A 16,440-nucleotide genomic window follows, 5' to 3' on the forward strand; every position below is an offset into this window, starting at 1 on the left:
GTACTAGGGCTGGTGCGCGGGCTGTTCCGATTCGACGAGCTGGCCCTGGAATACCAGCTGACCCGCCCCGGCCCCGGCCGCGACCACCTCGGGTCGCTGCTGGATCCCCTCGACGAGCACGCGGAGCTGCTGGAGACGCTGCAATCGCACATCAGCAACAACCTGAACCGGCAGCGCACGGCGCGAATGCTGCACGTGCACACCAATACCGTCGACTACCGGCTCAAGCGGATCGGGCAGCTCACCGGATTCGACCCGACCCAGGCGTCGGGCCTGTGGTACCTGCGGTCCGCGCTGGTGGCACGGACCTATCAGGCCGGGTAGCGGCTCAGCAGTTGGTCGGTGCCGCGTCGCCGCGCATGCGGGCGTCGAGCCAGGCGAGTACGGCGGGCAGGCCGAGCACGGCGGCGGTGAGGTGGTCGGGCACCGGTTCGGGCTCGCTCCAGACCCGCGCGCCCGCCGCGCAGTAGCGGTGGACGGTGTCCACGATGGCGTCCACCGGCACCAGTCCGTCGATGGGCGAATGCCATTCGAATACGGGCATGTTCGGGACGCCCGGGAACAGCTCGAGGCTGTTCTCCTCCACCACCGAGCGCGCCTGCGGGTCGTCGGTCATGACGGTGGTCTTGGCGATATCGAGCGCGCCCTGCCCCGCGCCCGCGGCCAGAATGTCGTTGGTGCAGCTGTTGACCAGCTTGTCGCGCACGGCCATGCCGTGTTCGTTGAGCTGGGCGGAGAGCGGAAACCGGTCCGGATACTCACGTTCGAGCCCCAGCCCCGCCGCGAGCGCCAGCCCGAAGGCGGGATGCCGGTTCAGGCCCAGGGTTTCGAGCATGGAGACCAGGTTCATCGGCACGCCGCCCATGGCCGCGCCCGCGATCCGCAGATCCGGGGCGTAGGTGGCGGCCAGCGCCGCCGCCCAGGCGGTGGCCATCCCGCCACCCGAGTAACCGGCCATGGCGACCGGACTGCGCTCGACCTTCAAATCGGACACGTGCTGTGCCGCGCGAATGCCGTCGAGGGTGATCTGGCCGCCCAGTTTGGCCGCGCCGTAGGCGAATCGAGGCCCTAGGTGGTCGGGCAGCGCGACCGTCCAGCCGCGTTGCAACAGCACGTTCCAGGCCGGAGCCTCGCGGACCGTGAGGTTGGGGTCGGTGGTGTAGAGCACCCGCGAGACCGCGCACTGAGCGCCCAGCCCGTTGATGATCTGCTGTAGTGACAGCAGCGGGGCGTCCGGGCGGCGGTTGCGGGGCGAGAGCACCGTGGTGGTGGCCGCGATGGGCTTGCCCTCGGAGTCGGTGGAGCGGAACTTGATCAGCCTGATCTCGGTGTCGGGAAAGCTCCCCAGCGCGGGCATGGCGCGCACCCCGAGCACGTCACCGGGTTTGTGATCGGCGATATCGGCGGGCGCGGCGTAGAAGGGGTCCGGATCCGGTGCCAGCAGTGGTTGCGCCACAGCCGATCCCGGGTCGACTCCGATCGATCCCAGGGCGACGGTGAACAGGGCAGCGCCGATGACCGCGACCGGCACACGAATCCTCATGCCGGGCAGCGTAGGAAGGGAAGGGCGGTCACGGGAGCATCTCGGGGGAACCTTCCGAACATTCACAATCGGCGCGGCGGCCGATTGTGAACGCTTGCGCCTTGATGTCGAGGCCGCCCGCGGCTCCAATCATTTGAGCCGCAATCGTTTCTGTTCCAACGGGTAACAACAAGAATCGTGCGGCGCTTGTGACATTTCCAAGCTCCGATTCGGAACACGTTCTCGTCCGGGCTATTCCAGTTACTTTCGGTCACAGAGACGCGCCGCCGCCGCAGGGGTCGGCCGCGGGTCTCCCCGCACTACTCGAGGAGCAGCACGCATGACCGGCAGCACCGAAGGCAAGGTCTTGTTCGACAGCTTGGGGGAAGCGCTCACGCACCGGGTCACCGTCTATCTCGGCGGGCCCGACGACGGGGCCGAACTGACCATGGAATACGCGGCCACCTGGAAAGAGGCGTCCGACTTCACCGTGGCGGCGGTACACGCCGGACTCGCCGTGACGGTGGACGGCCGGATCCGGCCCGGCCTGCGCCGACTACCGCGCTACGGATTCCGGCATTGAAACAGCCGGTACCGCGCTAGATTTCGGGCGGCGCGACTACCGCCCGAACGCGGTCGCGAGAGTATCCCAGGCCGGGCCCAGCTGGGCGGAGAAATCCTCCCAGGCGTGGATGCCGGTGGGCTCGTAGTGAACGGTCGCGGGAATCCGCAAGTCGCTCAACCGTTTCGCGAAATGCTCGGTGCAGATCCGAGCCCCGGCCTCCAGCGCCACACCACCGCCCGCGGACTGCAACGCGGCCGGCATATCCGCCGACCTGAGCACCTCGGCCAGATCGGGCACGCCCGGCACGCCGGAGGCGGCCGAGAGATAGATGACGGTGCCGCGCAAGGCTTCCGCGCCCACCGTGCTGTCGTGGGTGAGCCAATCGAAGGTGCCGAGCGGACCCCACAGATTCATCACATTGCCGCCGCGCGAGGCCACCGTGAGGGCGGTGACCATGCTGCCGGTGCTGTCCACGGTCGAATAGCAGCCGCTCATCCCGGCCACCGCGCGATACAGGCCCGGGTGGCGGTGGGCGAGCATCATCGCGCCCTGTGCGCCCATCGAGACGCCCGCGATGGCGCGACGGCCGTCGGAGTGCAGGTACGGCTCGATGACGCCGGGCAGTTCGCCGGCGAGGAAGGTATCCCAGCGGTTCCAGCCGAGGGCGGCGTCGGGGTGCTGCCAGTCGGTGTACATGCTGCCGGTCGCGCCCGCCGGGAAGACCACATCGATCGGCTTGTCGGCGAAGAAATCCGCGGCGTGCCCCTTGGTGAGCCAGTCCGAGACGCCTTCGGCATCGACGCCGTCGAGCAGATAGAGGGTCGGCCGGGGCCCGTCACCCGAACCGTGCAGCACGTCCAGGGTGACCGGGCGGCCCATGGCCGCCGAATCGACTTGCACTCGTTCCCAGCGCGGCCCGATCCGGTCGGAGTGAATGACATTCGCGTGCAGCGCGGTTCGATCCGCGGTGGCGTTCACCGGCAGAACCGCGACGATCGCCAATGTGACCGCAATCGCGAGAGTCCGCCATATGCTGCTGTCCGACAATGTAACTCCTGGCACCCGGGCGTGATATCCGAAGAACCCACCGGGCGGTTGCGAGGTTTTCCGCTCGGTGGGTGTCTTCATCCGTTGGGAGTGCAGTTCTCGACTGCACTGGCAGTTGTCATGAATCGAACAAATGTCCTCGACGTGCGGGGCAGGGGAGGACTCGGACCTCACCTCCAAAACGCGTGTCCCAGTGCGGTTTCCGGTGTCGATATCGACCGCGCATTCTTATCTCGATCCGATATCGGAACCCATTGCGAGCGTAACCAGCCGGGGGTGCCGATAGGCAGGTCGCAAAGCACCTTCTGGAGAGTTCACAATTCGGCCCCGCCCGCGCGTGGGACCCAGCACAGCAGCGAACACCCCCGCCCCGTTCCCGCACCGTCAACCCCTCGAAACGCGCTGTCAACCAACCGTTTCGATCACGGATATCACGTTGACCAGCGCATTGCCGTCCGGCTAGGTTCATCTCGGAGCATTTGGTCTAGACCATCCGAGAGGATTCGAGCGTGCAGTCGATGGCATACCTGGCCCTGGCGGTTTCGGTCTTCATGCACGCCGGCTGGAATGTCGCCCTCGGCTGGATCCGGCGCAGCCACCGCCCCGTCTCCCCCACCGCCGACATGCTCCTCGCGGGCAGCCTGCTGTTCCTCCCCCTCGCCCTCGCCACCTGGCACTTCGAGCTCTACGCCGTCCCCTTCGCCGCCGCGTCGATCCTGTTCAGCACCATCTATTTCGCCCTCCTCGAAAGGGCCTACGCCACCGCCCCCGTCGGCGAGGTCTACCCCATCGTCCGCGGCAGCTCCCCCGTCCTGGTCGTCACCGCCTCCGCCATCCTCGGCACCACCATCGGCTGGACCCGCTGGCTCGGCGTGGCTTTCATCACCGCGGGCGTCGCGATGATCGCCCTCTCCCGCGCCCGCTCCGCCGCCCCCGGCATAGTCGGCGGCCGCCGATCGGTCTTGTGGGGTCTCACAATCGGCTGCTGTGTAGCCAGCTACACAATGTTCGACGGCATCGGCGTCCACCACGCCGCCCCCATGCCATACCTCATCACCGTCATGGGCGGCAGCGGCACAGTCCTCAAGATCAGGGACCTCGCCCGGCCCACCTCAACCTCCACCCTGACCTTGCGCCCCCTCCCCCTGACCATCGCGGGCGGCTCCACAATGCTCGGAGCATTCGGCCTGACCCTCGTCGCCATGCCCCAACTCCCGATCGCAGTCGTAGCCAGCGTCAGAGAATCGAGCATCGTTGCGGGAGCATTACTCAGTCGAGTTCTACTGAACGAGCGAATTTCTCGGCAAGGAGCGTTCGGAATAGCAAGCGTTCTGACCGGTGCCATTGTAATTGGATTGCCCGCCTGAACAATTCACATATGGTACCGTGAATTATGTTGCAATATCGGACAATTCGGGTTCAAGCATCAGCGTGATAAGCGTAAAAACGATGACATGACCGGGGAGGGAATGGTTCTCGACGACATCACGACCGCAGACGCGATCGCCATGGTGTCGCGTGCGACCGACACCCTGCTCAACGATTCTCTGGCCCCCTTCATCGATGACAATTCCGTGGCCCTGATGCGGGAATGGGAAACCACCAAGCGTCGGATGGCCGCTGTCGAACACCGCATGGTGGCGCAGGTGAATCGCCGTGCCCTGCCCGAGAAAGCCGGATGGAAAAACCACACCGCCAAATACCTCGAGCAGACCCTGCGCATCGGGCACGCCGACGCCCACGGCCGGGTCACCGCCGAACAGGCGCTGGGCGTGCGTCAGGAAGCCGGGCAGATCCTCGAACCGGTCCTGGCGTGGACGGCCGCGATCCAGGAAATGGGCTTGATCTCGACCGATCACGTTCGTCAGATCGCGAAGGTGATGAAGCGGATCCCCCAGGGCGTCGATGCGGTACTGCGTGCAGAAGCGGCACGCGATGTCTCACGGCCTGCGCTGACCCCCGGGTACGCCCCACCTCGAACTCATGAGGGAGAGCGCGACCCCCGGACGATCGACGCCGGGGGTAGCTTTGGGTGTTGTTCGTCAGGCTGGCTGTACCGGATGCCCCGAGCCCTCCAGTGCAGCCATCGCAATGGTTATGGCGGAGGTGAGGGCCTGCCACGAGTCGGTGCCGCGCCCGGGGTTGCCGGTGGCCCACGTCTCGCCGATGCCGTCAATCCGCCACGGGCACAGCCATATCCCGTCGCGGTCGGGGTCGGGTCGTGGTGCGCCCAGCGCAACGACTACCGAGCCACCGTGGTCTTCGGAGACGAGTTCGCGGGTAGCGATCGGTTCGCCGAACTCTCCGACGCCGTCGAATGTGGGAGGCATGGCAGGCACCTTAATAGGGTTGGCCGTCATATGGTGAGACCCAGATCGGGCAGGTGCCCTTGTAGCACTCCGACAGCCACCAGGTGGCGTTCTCGAGGCATTTCGCTTGACTAGGGCTTCTGTATGCGTACGCGTCGTAACACTGCTGGGCGTGCCATTTGTCCTGGGCATCGCACCAATCCTTGTCCCCGTAAGTGCCCCCGGCGGAGGCGATTCCGACGCCGATCGCGATCGTGGCGGCGACCGTAGACAGAAACAGGCCGACACGAGAAGTATTGCGTAGCATCATATTTCCTTCACAATTCTCTCATCCTCCACCCGTTCGCCGAGGTGGAAGTTCATAACGTGAACCGGCTTCCCTTGGATCCCCACAGGGCACGCCCGCGGCGAGTGAGCTTCCATCCCTGGCAGGTGTTCTCAGCTAGCCCCCGTGCCGCCAGGCGTGCCAGAATGCGGCGCACAGCGTCATCGGAGAGGCTCATGCCCGGCCCGGACGGCGGCACCGCGATCACCTTCACGACCCGGTCGACTTCGAGGGCGTCGGCGGTGACGAGCGCGCCGATGACCGCGAAGTCCTGGAGACCGAGCGGGCTCACGCTGGACATCCGCGCCGCCCTCCGAAGTAGCGCGCGAATGTTTCGCGCGGGGTCGCTGTTTCGACATCGCATACGTGCATGATCCGGTCCAGGGTGAGCGCGTCCACATGCGCGGGCGATGGTGCGATCACGGCGTCGACGTCGGTTTCGCGGACCAGGTCCAGCAGTCTCAGCCGGGTGTTCTCCGGCGGCCATAGCAGCAGGTACCCGAGCTGGCGCGCCAGCCGCGTACACAGCGCCTTGTCCCATTCCGGCGCTGTGGTCACCTCGTCGTCGATATGTCCCAATGCTGTCGGCAACGTTCGCATCTTGACTGCCCTCGAGGTCCGTAGTCCGTTTGCCTTGGTTCGAGACAACCTCGGACGCGGCAGTCCCGGAAAGGTGGCAAGTCCGCAGGAAAGCGACTTGCCACCCTCTTGCCATCGGCAAGAATGTGCAGATGGGCGAGCGTCGGGCCGATGAGCCCACAGGTGCGGCAACCACGGTTGCCGACGAGTTGGCGCGCGAGATACGGCGGCGCAGAAAAGCGATCCCCGGATTGAGCCAGCGGATACTGGGCACCAGGATCGGCTACACCCGTCAATACGTGTCCATGGCCGAATGGGAGGACGCCAATCTCCCTTCTTATGAGCTCGTTTCAGCGATCGACAAGGCCCTCGGCGCGAACGGCGAACTGATCGCGCTGCGCGCCCGCGCCACGACGGAACAGACCGGCCGCCGCACCGCACCGCACGCCGAGCCGCCCCCGCATACAAGTGAGGGCACGGACGCAATCGACGTGCTGCGGCGCGTCCACGCGCTGGCCAGATCGGTCGACCCGGAGATCGTTCGCGCACTGCGGGCGAACACGGCAGCGACGATCGAGGGATACGAGTCTCTCGATCACGGCGACCTTGTCGCGACACTGACCAAGCAGCGCGCATGGGTCGGCGAACTGGTCGACGAGTGCAGCCGTCCACAGCAGCGCCAGCAATTGTTCGAAGTGGCGGGCGAAACTTCGGGGCTGCTCGGGTATCTCGCGGTCGGGCGCGGAGAATTCCCCCTCGCTCGCGCGTACTGCCTCGAGGCGTACACCTTCACCGACCTCGCCGAGGATCCGAACCTACGGGCATGGGCGCGCGGTCTCCAGAGCTTCTGTGAGTACTACGCCGGGCGCTTCGCCGACGCCCTGGACTACGCGCAAGACGGTCTCGCCTGCGCGCCGTCCGGGCCGCAAAACGTTCGACTCATGATCAACGGGGCCGCGCGGGCAATGGGGAAACTCCGCGACGCCGAAGGGGTCCGCCGAGCCGTTGACACCGCCTACGAAATGCTCGCCCACCACAACCCACCAGACGGAATACCGTCTAGCGTCTCCCTGGGCTGCTACAGCGAAACCCAGACCGCCAGCAACGCCGCCACCGCCTATGTAGCCTTGGGTATGCCCGACAAGGTCGAACAGTATGCGGCGCTGGCACTTCCTGAGATCAGCAAATTCGGATCACCGTGGAGCCGCTCCCTCGTCGCGATCGATCTCGCGCACGCGCAGATCGCAGCCAAGAACCCCGACCTGGACCGCGCCACGAACCTGGTTCTGAGCGCGTTGGAAACGTCCTCGGACAAACCGATCATTTCAGTGCGGAACAGGGCGGCGGAGTTCGTGCGCGACGCCCGAAACCGTTGGGGCAGCGCCGGACAACTCGATACTGTCCGCGATGCTGTTGCAGCGCTGAGTAATACGGTTCCGCAAGCATGAGTCGGCGGTCGGACAGTGGAGGGTGTCAGAGTGTCGAATGGCTCAGAAACCACTGGGCACGCCCAGTCAACCACCGTGCCTATTACTGGTTCCTGACCTTTGAGAACGCACTCGAGCTGCACTCGCTGGCCAAGCACTGCCAAGGGGCAATCGACTTCCCTTACTACGATCCGACACCGCCGGACGGTCTGCACATGACACTGGACCGGATCGCCTACGACACGGAGCGCAGCCCCGAACAGATCGAGGCGATTCGCGCGGCAGCAGCGAAGGCGTGCAGCGCAATCGGGCCGTTCGACATCGACCTGAACGAATTGGGCGGGACTCGTGGCGCGGTTGGGTTCAATGCCACACCTACCCAACGGATTCGAAATCTACGTGACGCGCTTCGATCAGCGACGTTGTCAGTCTGCGCGGACGCCCCGGTCAAGACAGCGGAGTTTCACCCGCATGTCACGATTGCCTACGCCAACGCCGATGGAGTGAGTGCCGCCGACGCCACGCGCGCGGTCGCTGCGATCAACACGACCATGCATGGGGTCCGCGTGACCGTCGCCGAGGTGGCAATGGTTCTGCTCGAGCGCCGCCCTCGCTCGTACTCATCACTGGTCGTCTACCGAATCCCGCTGGCAGGAACGCCCGAATAGACCGGCCCAAGACGGTGCGACGATGAGTACGCAGGAACCCAAGCTCCTGCATCATCGCTGGAACCGCCGCCCGATCTTCCTTGGGAAGATAGAGCAGTACGGCACTTCCAAAGACGATCACGGGCACACCGGCCGGGGCCTCGCGCACCACATCGCTCAGCGACTTCATGAGATCGCCCCGCACCAAACGAGGAGAGTCCCGACACGCGATCAAAGCAGCATTGTGTAAGCGGTCCAAACGGTTTCGCTGCTCGGGCCAGACCAGTGATTCCAGCCAACGCAGGTCATCCGGATCGCTGACATCGAGTGGGTTGAGGTCGATGCCCGCACGATGAACGACATTCGGCAGGCGATCGGGTAGCGGCGGGTTACCCGTTGTGGCGCAGGGCAAGACGACGCTGGATCGACCGTCCAGCGGATCGAGAACGGGTCCGCCGTCGTAGGTGTAGCTGTATCGGTCGGGGTAAAGGCACAGTCCCGCGGATGTACCGAATTCGATGAGCGCCACTGGATCCGAGCCATATCGGCTCAGCAACGGCAGCAGGACCGCGGGCCGCCCAACTTCGTTGGTCTGGGTTCGACGGGTCATGGCGACCTCGCGTACCTGAGCCCAATTGGCGATCAAGAAGTCTTTGAATTCCTCGAACGGGCCCACCGTCACCCCGAGGTAGCGGGCCGCGCCGAGGACCAGGTTCGGCTGGCGCTTGTACACCGGCAGCGTTTCGATCAGCGCGAGAAGCTCTGTGTCCCCGGATATTCCGAGGCACCATCGCTCATAGCAGGGCGAGTAGTCGTGTACCTCGCGTTCGGCGAAGTTGCGGTAGCGTGCGGCGGTTTCCATGACGCCTCCCCACTCACGAAAAGGGCGCCCGCGGCAGAAGCCGGGGCGCCCTCATCGATACCATTCGTCAGAGCATGCAGCTCACGCAGCCCTCGACTTCGGTTCCCTCCAACGCCATTTGGCGGATGCGGATGTAGTAGAGGGTTTTGATGCCCTTGCGCCAGGCGTAGATCTGGGCGCGGTTGACGTCGCGGGTGGTGGCGCTGTCCTTGAAGAAGAGAGTGAGGGACAGGCCCTGGTCTACGTGCTGGGTGGCGGCGGCGTAGGTGTCGATGACCTTCTCGAAGCCGATGTCGTAGGCGTCCTCGAAGTATTCGAGATTCTCGTTGGTCAGGTAGGGGGCCGGGTAGTAGACGCGGCCGATCTTGCCTTCCTTGCGGATCTCGATCTTGGAGGCGATCGGGTGGATCGAGCTGGTGGAGTGGTTGATGTAGGAGATCGAACCGGTCGGCGGGACGGCCTGCAGGTTCTGGTTGTAGATACCGTGCCGCATGACCAGGGCCTCGAGCTCGCGCCAGTCGTCCTGGGTCGGGACGTGGACGTTCGCCTCGGCGAAGATCTGGCGCACCCGCTCGGTGGCGGGCTCCCACACCTGCTCGGTGTACTTGTCGAAGAACTCACCGGAGGCGTACTTCGACTCGGGGAAGCCACCGAAGTACGAACCACGTTCCTGCGCAATCAGATTCGAGGCGCGGATGGCGTGGTAGGCGATGGTGTAGAAGTAGATGTTGGTGAAGTCCACGCCCTCTTCGGAGCCGTAGTGGACGTGCTCACGCGCCAGGTAACCGTGCAGGTTCATCTGGCCCAGGCCGATGGCGTGAGACTCGTTGTTGCCCTGCTCGATCGAGGGCACCGAGTAGATGTGGGTCTGGTCCGACACCGCGGTCAGCGCCCGGATGGCGGTCTCGACGGTCTTGCCCAGATCCGGCGAATCCATGGTCTTGGCGATGTTCAGCGAACCCAGGTTGCACGAGATGTCCTTGCCCACCTTGGCGTAGGACAGATCGTCGTTGAACTCCGAGGCGGTGGAGACCTGCAGGATCTCCGAGCACAGGTTGGAGTGGGTGATCTTGCCCGCGATCGGGTTGGCGCGGTTCACGGTGTCCTCGTACATGATGTACGGGTAGCCCGACTCGAACTGCAGCTCGGCCAGGGTCTGGAAGAACTCGCGAGCCTTGATCTTGGACTTGCGAATCCGCTTGTCGTCGACCATCTCGTAGTACTTCTCGGTCACATTGATGTCGGCGAACGGCACGCCGTAGATGCGCTCCACGTCGTACGGCGAGAACAGGTACATGTCCTCGTTCTTCTTCGCCAGCTCGAAGGTGATGTCCGGGATCACCACACCCAGCGAGAGCGTCTTGATGCGGATCTTCTCGTCCGCGTTCTCGCGCTTGGTGTCGAGGAAGCGGTAGATGTCGGGGTGGTGGGCGTGCAGGTACACCGCGCCCGCGCCCTGGCGCGCACCCAGCTGGTTGGCGTAGGAGAACGAGTCCTCGAGCAGCTTCATGATCGGGATGACGCCCGAGGACTGGTTCTCGATCTTCTTGATCGGCGCGCCGTGCTCACGAATGTTGCTGAGCAGCAAGGCCACACCGCCGCCGCGCTTGGACAGCTGCAGGGCGGAGTTGATGGAGCGCCCGATGGACTCCATATTGTCCTCGATGCGCAGCAGGAAGCAGGACACCGGCTCGCCGCGCTGCTTCTTGCCCGAGTTGAGGAAGGTCGGGGTGGCGGGCTGGAAGCGCCCGTCCATGATCTCCTCGACCAGCTCCTGCGCCAGGGTCTCGTCACCGGCGGCCAGGGTCATGGCGACCAGGCACACCCGGTCCTCGAAACGCTCCAGGTAGCGCTTGCCGTCGAAGGTCTTGAGCGTGTAGCTCGTGTAGTACTTGAACGCGCCGAGGAAGGTCGGGAAGCGGAACTTCTTGGCGTACGCCTGCTTGAACAGCTGCTTGGTGAACTCGAAGCTGTACTGGTCGAGAACATCTGTCTCGTAGTAGTTCTCACGCACCAGGTAATCGAGCTTCTCTTCCAGGTTGTGGAAGAACACCGTGTTCTGGTTGACGTGCTGCAGGAAGTACTGGTGGGCGGCCTCACGATCCTTGTCGAACTGGATCTCGCCGTTGGGGCCGTACAGGTTCAGCATCGCATTGAGGGCGTGGTAGTCCAGGCCCTCGGTCGCGGACGAGTCGCCGCTGACCGGGCGCTCTACGCGGGCAGTCTTTCCGACCGGTGCTGTTGTCGTTGCCAAAACAATCCCAATCCCTCTCGGACGCGCTCGACGTCCTCGGCAGTTCCCATGAGTTCGAAGCGATACAGGTACGGGACCCCCGCCTTGCGCGAGATGACTTCTCCCGCATAGCAGTACGTATCGCCGAAGTTCGTGTTGCCGCTCGCGATCACGCCGCGCAACAGTGCGCGGTTGTGCGGGTCGTTGAGGAAACCGGCCACCTGACGGGGCACGAATTCCTTGTCGGATCGCTGCCCACCCAAAACGTGCCGACCTCCCCCGTAGGTGGGGACGATCAGCACGTAGGGATTGTCGACGCGAAGCGAGTCGGCGGTATGAAGCGGTATGCGAACGGCGGGGAGATCCAGCCGCTGCACGAAGCGGTGCGTGTTCTCCGAAGCGCTCGAGAAGTAGACCAGATTCGGTGTGCCACCGTGGTTCTCGGTCATCTTCCCTCCTTTCGATTCGGACGAACCTGCAGGAGGTGGCGGGTTATGCCACCGCGACCGCGTCGGCCAGGGACTTGATACGGTCCGGGCGGAAGCCGGACCAGTGATCGTCACCGGCGACGACGACGGGGGCCTGCAGGTAGCCCAGTGCCATCACGTAGTCGCGGGCTTCGGGGTTCTCGGAGATGTCGATGACGCTGTAGTCGACACCGGCCTTGTCGAGGGCGCGGTAGGTCGCGTTGCACTGGACACAAGCGGGCTTGGTGTAAACGGTGATGGTCATTGGTATCCCCTTCTCCTTGCCTTCGGTCCGTCTGCAGTGCACGGCTCAAACAAGATCCACGTAGTAAGTGCGCAAACCCCTGGAAGCGGAACCGAAGCCCCTGGTCACCAGGTGAACTTCGAGGTGTTCCCCTGGTGGCCTTCCAGCTCCCAAGACACTACACCTAGTGGCCGACAAGTTCATACAACACGACATGTTGCGACTCACAAAGGTGAAATTCCGGTGCCGTAAGTACCTGGACACTCGATTCGCAACTCGACACGACTGCGACGCACATCACAATTTGGACCTTCAGTTCATTTCCAGCAAACACACCATCACCGCTGATCAACACCCATCCCACGAGTCACAGCAGACTCGAGCGACCACCCGGTTTTCGAACCCGCCGGGCCCCGCCCCCAATTCCCGGGGCCCCCGCTCCGCTCGGCGTGTCGCGGCCCGAACAGCACAACTACTCGCTCGTGAACGACGCCCCCGCGACCGGACCGGGCGCCAGCAATCGATTGGTGGCCGGAATGCCGTAGACCTGAGCGTCGTAGTCCGACAGCGGCCGCCCGTCGATGCTGATCTCGGTGAAGGTGATGGGCGCGAAACCGGGCAGCGCCGCGTCGAGGTGCCCCTCCACCACGATCTCCGCGGTCCGGGCGGGCACGTTCGAGGCCGCCACCGTGGTGCGCGTCCACTTCGCGGTGCGGTTCTCCAGCGTCATGACATAGCGCCCGCCGTCCCAGCTGACCGTGGAGTGCATGGCGTCGCCGGGGCGGACCTCCACGTCGTCATAGCTCACCGGCGGCTCGGGGTAGCCCTCCCACCACCCGTCGACCTCCTTGTCCGGACGGCAGAAGCCGCCCAGAATGCCGGTCGAGCACAGCCCGTTCGCGGCCGCCCCCAGCGCGTTGGAGAGCTTGGCCCCCGCGTTCATGACCGTCCCGGCGAAGCGCGGATCCGCGTAGGCCACCCCCGCCGCGAGATTCTCCACCTGCAACCCCGGCAACGCCGCGTACACGGCCGCTTCACTGGCGCACAGGGATTCGACGCCGGTCTGCATGAGCGGCAGCGCCACCTGGCCGTCGAGCCCCTGCGCCCCGTTCAACCCGACCCACGGCACCACGCGCTGCAGCACGCCGGGATCCCGGCAGTCCACCTCCGGCTGCACCCAGGTGGCACTGACCTCGCGGATATCACCCCGCACCACGTACCCGGCCCAGTTGCCCAGGTAGAGGCGGACATTCGAGGCGACGCCGGATTCGGCCATCGCGTCGGCCGCGTTCACCACCACCGCGACCGCGGAGACGGCCAGCGTGACCGCCATGAAACAACGGCCTACCGCAGAGTTGCCCGTTGATAGCTTCATGGTCTGACGGTAGCCCGGATCGTCCCGTAAAAGCGGCAGGCCACGGCTGAAAAGCCGTGGCCTTGCGCTGAATTCAGCAAGCGATCGAGACAATCGATCAGATGTTCGCCAGCTGCGTCAGACGTTCGCCCGAGCATTGACGGCCTGCGCCAGCAGGTGCACGGTGGCGGCCAGCTGGGTGATGGCCTCGGCGTCGTCGGCCGGGTGCGTCTCCACGAAGCGCCGGCCGATGGTGCCGAAGTTCAGCGACGCCTCCTCGACGACCTCCGCACCGGCCACACCGAGCGCCTTCACGGCGTCGTCGTGCGACCACTTGGCGGCGTTGGGGCTGATCGAGGCCGAGATGACCGCGGCCGGACGACCCTTGAGCGCACCCGCGCCGTACGGGCGCGAGGCCCAGTCGATGCCGTTCTTCAGCACGGCCGGCAGCGTGCCGTTGTACTCGGGGGTCACCAGCAGCACGGCGTCGGAGGCGGCGACGGCGTCACGCAGGGCCTGCGCGGCGGCGGGCACTTCGCCCTCGGCGTCGATGTCCTCGTTGTAGAAAGGCATCTCACCGAGACGCTCGTAGATGGCGAGCTCGACGCCCTCGGGAGCGGTCTTGACGGCGGCCTCGGCCAGTCGGCGGTTGATGGACGCGGCGCGGAGGCTACCGACCAGAACGAGAATGCGGGTCTGCGACATGATGATCACTCCAAGGGTTACCGATTCAGCGGCGGACTTTCGATACGCTGTAACCGGACCGCAGTCCGATTACATTCCCCGGGTAGGAGCAGGAAGCAAGTGACACGCGACACACCGCCGAGCGAGCCGGTCGCCCTGCCCAATATCGCCCTGTCGATCGAGCCGATCGGCACCAAGCAGCCGCCGCATTCGGTGCCGCTGCTCATGCCCGGCAGCAGCCACGAGCGCAGCGACGCCGCCCGCAACCGGCAACTGCTGCTCGACGCCGCCGAGGCCCTGGTCCGGGAGTGCGGCGCGGACGCGGTCACCATGGACGCCGTCGCCAAGCTGGCGGGCGTGGGCAAGGGTACCGTCTTCCGCCGCTTCGGCAATCGCGCCGGGCTCATGCTGGCGCTGCTGGACCAATCCGACCAGAAGCTGCAGTGGGCCTACATGTTCGGGCCGCCGCCGCTGGGTCCGGGCGCGCCGCCGGTGGAGCGGCTGGTCGCCTTCGGCCGCGCCCGCCTGGCCCTGGTCGAGGTCGAGGGCGATGTGCGCAAGAACGCGAACATCGGCGGCCAGTACGCCGGACCGCCGTACAACATCGCGAAAACCCATGTGTCGCTGCTGCTCCGGCAGGCCCAGGCGCCCGGCGACATCGGCCTGACCGCCGACACGCTGCTGGCCGCCCTGGACGCCGCGCTGGTGCTGCATCAGATCCGGGAACTGGGCTACACCATGGAACAGGTCGGCGCGCACTGGGAGAGCCTCGTCCGGCAGGTGACCGCTCCGGCGGTGTAGGCGGCTCCGGCCGGGTCAGTACAGTGTGAGCGCATGGGGAACCTGCGCGAACAGATCATTGCCGAATTGGGCGTCCTGCCGACCATCGAACCGAAAACCGAAGTGCGGCGGCGCATCGACTTCCTCAAGGACTATCTCCGCTCTACGCCCGCGGCCGGTTTCGTGCTCGGCATCTCCGGCGGCCAGGACTCCAGCCTCACCGGCCGCCTGTGCCAGCTGGCCGCCGAGGAACTGCGCGCCGAGGGCCACGACGCCCTCTTCGTGGCCGTGCGCCTGCCCTACGGCGTGCAGTTCGACGAGGAGGACGCGCAGATCGCGCTGAAGTTCATCCAGCCGGACCGGTCGGTCGTGGTGAACGTCAAGCCCAGCGCGGACGCCGCCGCCGGCGAGGCCGCCACCGGAATCCTGGAACTGCACGAGCAGCCCACGCTCCGAGACTTCGTGCGCGGCAATATCAAAGCCCGCGAGCGCATGGTCCTCCAGTACGCCATCGCCGGTCAGCTCAACCTGCTGGTCGTCGGCACCGACCACGCCGCCGAGGCGGTCACCGGCTTCTTCACCAAGTTCGGCGACGGCGGCGTCGACATCACTCCCCTGACCGGTCTCACCAAGCGCCAGGGCGCGGCTCTGCTCCAGGAACTCGGCGCGCCCCCCAGCGTCTGGCAGAAGGTCCCCACCGCCGACCTCGAGGACGACCGCCCCTCCCTCCCCGACGAGGAAGCCCTGGGCCTGAAGTACTCCCAGATCGACGACTACCTCGAGGGCAAGCCCGTCACCCCCGAGGTCGCCGACCGCCTCGAAACCATCTTCCGAAACACCCGCCACAAGCGAGCCGTCCCGGTTACCCCGCTCGACACCTGGTGGAAATAGTCACCGGGGTGGTCGAGCGACTCCGTCAGTTCTTGTGCTGATCCGGGTCCTCGATGATGCGCCGGTGGAGTTCGGCCGTCATGGCGTGGATGGCGCGGGTGAGTTCGGTGTTGGTCTTGAGTTCGAGTTCCTGTTCCTGGAAGTCGTGGTCGGCCTTGGCCTGCTGGAAGTCCGCCTGGCGGTTCTGGCCGATCATGACGAAGGTGGACAGGAAGATCGCTTCGAGGGAGACCGCCAGGGTGAGGGTGGGCCAGGGGCTCTTCTCGAAGAAGACCATCCACAGGGCGAAGCCGATCGCGTGGATGTACACGAAGTGCATCGAGCCGGCGAATTTGGTGATCCAGTCCGCCGCGCGCAACTGAAGGCTGGCGGCGCGGTCGGCCTGCACCTGCGCGAAGGCCGGATGCGGCTGGGACTGGGGTCGTGACTCGGGGGCTGGCGTCATTCGGGTCGGTCTCCTGGCGGCGGCGTGCGGTGACCGGCGAATGTTAGCGCCCGGCAGTG

At 65.5% G+C, this 16,440-nt stretch carries 18 protein-coding genes and 2 pseudogenes; 8 read left to right on the top strand and 12 right to left on the bottom strand.

Features of this window, described 5'->3' with window-relative positions; translation table 11 throughout:
- Positions 1 to 324 (top strand): PucR family transcriptional regulator (locus NS2_RS06305; RefSeq protein WP_147207106.1); only part of this gene is annotated, 324 nt, incomplete at its 5' end.
- A gap of 4 nt (positions 325 to 328) precedes the next feature.
- Here NS2_RS06305 and NS2_RS06310 read toward each other — a convergent pair.
- Positions 329 to 1,543, bottom strand: coding sequence for a lipase family protein (locus tag NS2_RS06310; RefSeq protein ID WP_033086477.1), 1,215 nt, complete (start codon positions 1,541 to 1,543; stop codon positions 329 to 331).
- A 319-nt stretch (positions 1,544 to 1,862) separates the two neighbouring features.
- On the opposite strand from NS2_RS06310, the gene NS2_RS06315 reads away from it, so the two are divergent.
- Positions 1,863 to 2,105, top strand: coding sequence for a hypothetical protein (locus tag NS2_RS06315; RefSeq protein WP_033086476.1), 243 nt, complete (start codon positions 1,863 to 1,865; stop codon positions 2,103 to 2,105).
- A gap of 36 nt (positions 2,106 to 2,141) precedes the next feature.
- Here NS2_RS06315 and NS2_RS06320 read toward each other — a convergent pair whose 3' ends face one another.
- The gene (locus NS2_RS06320) at positions 2,142 to 3,065 is read right to left on the bottom strand and encodes an alpha/beta hydrolase (protein ID WP_228102676.1); all 924 of its coding nucleotides are present in this window, start codon (positions 3,063 to 3,065) and stop codon (positions 2,142 to 2,144) included.
- A 587-nt stretch (positions 3,066 to 3,652) separates the two neighbouring features.
- Here NS2_RS06320 and NS2_RS06325 point away from each other — a divergent pair.
- Both NS2_RS06325 and NS2_RS38355 read left to right on the top strand, forming a co-directional pair.
- Complete coding sequence (locus NS2_RS06325; protein ID WP_228102894.1) at positions 3,653 to 4,501, top strand: EamA family transporter; 849 nt, start codon at positions 3,653 to 3,655, stop codon at positions 4,499 to 4,501.
- 267 nt (positions 4,502 to 4,768) lie between these two features.
- Positions 4,769 to 5,011: pseudogene (locus tag NS2_RS38355) on the top strand (DUF222 domain-containing protein); the annotation flags it as partial.
- Positions 5,012 to 5,176: 165 nt separating this feature from the next.
- Here the strand turns inward: NS2_RS38355 and NS2_RS37195 are convergent.
- The 3 genes from NS2_RS37195 to NS2_RS06340 all read right to left on the bottom strand — a co-directional run bounded on the left by NS2_RS37195 (position 5,177) and on the right by NS2_RS06340 (position 6,368).
- On the bottom strand, positions 5,177 to 5,464 hold the full coding sequence (locus NS2_RS37195; RefSeq protein WP_228102674.1) for a DUF6968 family protein: 288 nt from the start codon (positions 5,462 to 5,464) through the stop codon (positions 5,177 to 5,179).
- Between the two features lie 338 nt (positions 5,465 to 5,802).
- The gene (locus NS2_RS06335; RefSeq protein WP_033086473.1) at positions 5,803 to 6,069 is read right to left on the bottom strand and encodes a hypothetical protein; all 267 of its coding nucleotides are present in this window, start codon (positions 6,067 to 6,069) and stop codon (positions 5,803 to 5,805) included.
- Positions 6,057 to 6,368 (bottom strand): hypothetical protein, encoded by a 312-nt coding sequence (locus NS2_RS06340; protein ID WP_033086472.1) that lies wholly within the window; start codon positions 6,366 to 6,368, stop codon positions 6,057 to 6,059. The genes NS2_RS06335 and NS2_RS06340 overlap by 13 nt, the downstream gene beginning before the upstream one ends.
- A gap of 131 nt (positions 6,369 to 6,499) precedes the next feature.
- Between NS2_RS06340 and NS2_RS06345 the strand changes: the two genes are divergently transcribed.
- Both NS2_RS06345 and NS2_RS37200 read left to right on the top strand, forming a co-directional pair.
- A complete protein-coding gene (locus NS2_RS06345; RefSeq protein WP_106852324.1) occupies positions 6,500 to 7,795 on the top strand; it encodes a helix-turn-helix domain-containing protein in 1,296 nt (431 codons plus the stop codon).
- Positions 7,792 to 8,442 carry a 2'-5' RNA ligase family protein gene (locus NS2_RS37200; RefSeq protein WP_071812055.1) on the top strand — a complete coding sequence of 217 codons (651 nt, stop codon included), beginning with the start codon at positions 7,792 to 7,794 and terminating at the stop codon, positions 8,440 to 8,442. The genes NS2_RS06345 and NS2_RS37200 overlap by 4 nt, the downstream gene beginning before the upstream one ends.
- Positions 8,443 to 8,488: 46 nt before the next feature.
- Here the strand turns inward: NS2_RS37200 and NS2_RS06355 are convergent.
- The 6 genes and pseudogenes from NS2_RS06355 to NS2_RS06380 form a co-directional block, all read right to left on the bottom strand.
- Positions 8,489 to 9,283: pseudogene (locus NS2_RS06355) on the bottom strand (DUF2332 domain-containing protein); the annotation flags it as partial.
- 67 nt (positions 9,284 to 9,350) lie between these two features.
- Positions 9,351 to 11,432: a class 1b ribonucleoside-diphosphate reductase subunit alpha gene (gene nrdE / locus NS2_RS06360; RefSeq protein WP_230464640.1), complete on the bottom strand. Its 2,082-nt coding sequence runs from the start codon at positions 11,430 to 11,432 to the stop codon at positions 9,351 to 9,353.
- Positions 11,433 to 11,494: 62 nt separating this feature from the next.
- A complete protein-coding gene (gene nrdI / locus NS2_RS06365) occupies positions 11,495 to 11,965 on the bottom strand; it encodes a class Ib ribonucleoside-diphosphate reductase assembly flavoprotein NrdI (protein WP_033086470.1) in 471 nt (156 codons plus the stop codon).
- Positions 11,966 to 12,008: 43 nt separating this feature from the next.
- Complete coding sequence (locus NS2_RS06370; RefSeq protein ID WP_033086469.1) at positions 12,009 to 12,248, bottom strand: redoxin NrdH; 240 nt, start codon at positions 12,246 to 12,248, stop codon at positions 12,009 to 12,011.
- A 451-nt stretch (positions 12,249 to 12,699) separates the two neighbouring features.
- Entirely contained in the window at positions 12,700 to 13,560 is an 861-nt protein-coding gene (locus tag NS2_RS06375; RefSeq protein WP_036548621.1) for a G1 family glutamic endopeptidase, read from the bottom strand.
- Positions 13,561 to 13,719: 159 nt separating this feature from the next.
- Complete coding sequence (locus tag NS2_RS06380) at positions 13,720 to 14,286, bottom strand: NAD(P)H-dependent oxidoreductase (protein ID WP_033086501.1); 567 nt, start codon at positions 14,284 to 14,286, stop codon at positions 13,720 to 13,722.
- A gap of 204 nt (positions 14,287 to 14,490) precedes the next feature.
- Between NS2_RS06380 and NS2_RS06385 the strand changes: the two genes are divergently transcribed.
- Together NS2_RS06385 and nadE are read left to right on the top strand one after the other, a co-directional pair.
- Positions 14,491 to 15,066: a TetR/AcrR family transcriptional regulator gene (locus NS2_RS06385; protein ID WP_033086500.1), complete on the top strand. Its 576-nt coding sequence runs from the start codon at positions 14,491 to 14,493 to the stop codon at positions 15,064 to 15,066.
- Positions 15,067 to 15,099: 33 nt separating this feature from the next.
- Positions 15,100 to 15,936: an NAD(+) synthase gene (nadE, locus tag NS2_RS06390; protein WP_033086467.1), complete on the top strand. Its 837-nt coding sequence runs from the start codon at positions 15,100 to 15,102 to the stop codon at positions 15,934 to 15,936.
- 25 nt (positions 15,937 to 15,961) lie between these two features.
- On the opposite strand, the gene NS2_RS06395 is transcribed toward nadE, so the two are convergent.
- Positions 15,962 to 16,381 (bottom strand): DUF1003 domain-containing protein, encoded by a 420-nt coding sequence (locus NS2_RS06395; protein ID WP_033086466.1) that lies wholly within the window; start codon positions 16,379 to 16,381, stop codon positions 15,962 to 15,964.
- Positions 16,382 to 16,440 lie beyond the last annotated feature (59 nt).

It is taken from the genome of Nocardia seriolae NBRC 15557 (assembly GCF_007990715.1).
Classification (GTDB): Bacteria; Actinomycetota; Actinomycetes; order Mycobacteriales; family Mycobacteriaceae; genus Nocardia; species Nocardia seriolae.

Excerpts from the sequence above, each read along its gene's own strand:
- NS2_RS06335 (WP_033086473.1), bottom strand. The coding sequence starts at position 6,069 with ATGTCCAGCGTGAGCCCGCTCGGTCTCCAGGACTTCGCGGTCATCGGC.
- NS2_RS06375 (WP_036548621.1), bottom strand. The coding sequence starts at position 13,560 with ATGGCGGTCACGCTGGCCGTCTCCGCGGTCGCGGTGGTGGTGAACGCG.
- NS2_RS06345 (WP_106852324.1), top strand. The coding sequence starts at position 6,500 with ATGGGCGAGCGTCGGGCCGATGAGCCCACAGGTGCGGCAACCACGGTT.
- NS2_RS06315 (WP_033086476.1), top strand. The coding sequence starts at position 1,863 with ATGACCGGCAGCACCGAAGGCAAGGTCTTGTTCGACAGCTTGGGGGAA.
- nrdI (WP_033086470.1), bottom strand. The coding sequence starts at position 11,965 with ATGACCGAGAACCACGGTGGCACACCGAATCTGGTCTACTTCTCGAGC.
- NS2_RS06370 (WP_033086469.1), bottom strand. The coding sequence starts at position 12,248 with ATGACCATCACCGTTTACACCAAGCCCGCTTGTGTCCAGTGCAACGCG.
- NS2_RS37195 (WP_228102674.1), bottom strand. The coding sequence starts at position 5,464 with ATGCCTCCCACATTCGACGGCGTCGGAGAGTTCGGCGAACCGATCGCT.
- NS2_RS06385 (WP_033086500.1), top strand. The coding sequence starts at position 14,491 with ATGCCCGGCAGCAGCCACGAGCGCAGCGACGCCGCCCGCAACCGGCAA.
- NS2_RS06340 (WP_033086472.1), bottom strand. The coding sequence starts at position 6,368 with ATGCGAACGTTGCCGACAGCATTGGGACATATCGACGACGAGGTGACC.
- NS2_RS37200 (WP_071812055.1), top strand. The coding sequence starts at position 7,792 with ATGAGTCGGCGGTCGGACAGTGGAGGGTGTCAGAGTGTCGAATGGCTC.
- nadE (WP_033086467.1), top strand. The coding sequence starts at position 15,100 with ATGGGGAACCTGCGCGAACAGATCATTGCCGAATTGGGCGTCCTGCCG.
- NS2_RS06380 (WP_033086501.1), bottom strand. The coding sequence starts at position 14,286 with ATGTCGCAGACCCGCATTCTCGTTCTGGTCGGTAGCCTCCGCGCCGCG.
- NS2_RS06310 (WP_033086477.1), bottom strand. The coding sequence starts at position 1,543 with ATGAGGATTCGTGTGCCGGTCGCGGTCATCGGCGCTGCCCTGTTCACC.
- NS2_RS06395 (WP_033086466.1), bottom strand. The coding sequence starts at position 16,381 with ATGACGCCAGCCCCCGAGTCACGACCCCAGTCCCAGCCGCATCCGGCC.
- NS2_RS06325 (WP_228102894.1), top strand. The coding sequence starts at position 3,653 with ATGGCATACCTGGCCCTGGCGGTTTCGGTCTTCATGCACGCCGGCTGG.
- nrdE (WP_230464640.1), bottom strand. The coding sequence starts at position 11,432 with ATGCTGAACCTGTACGGCCCCAACGGCGAGATCCAGTTCGACAAGGAT.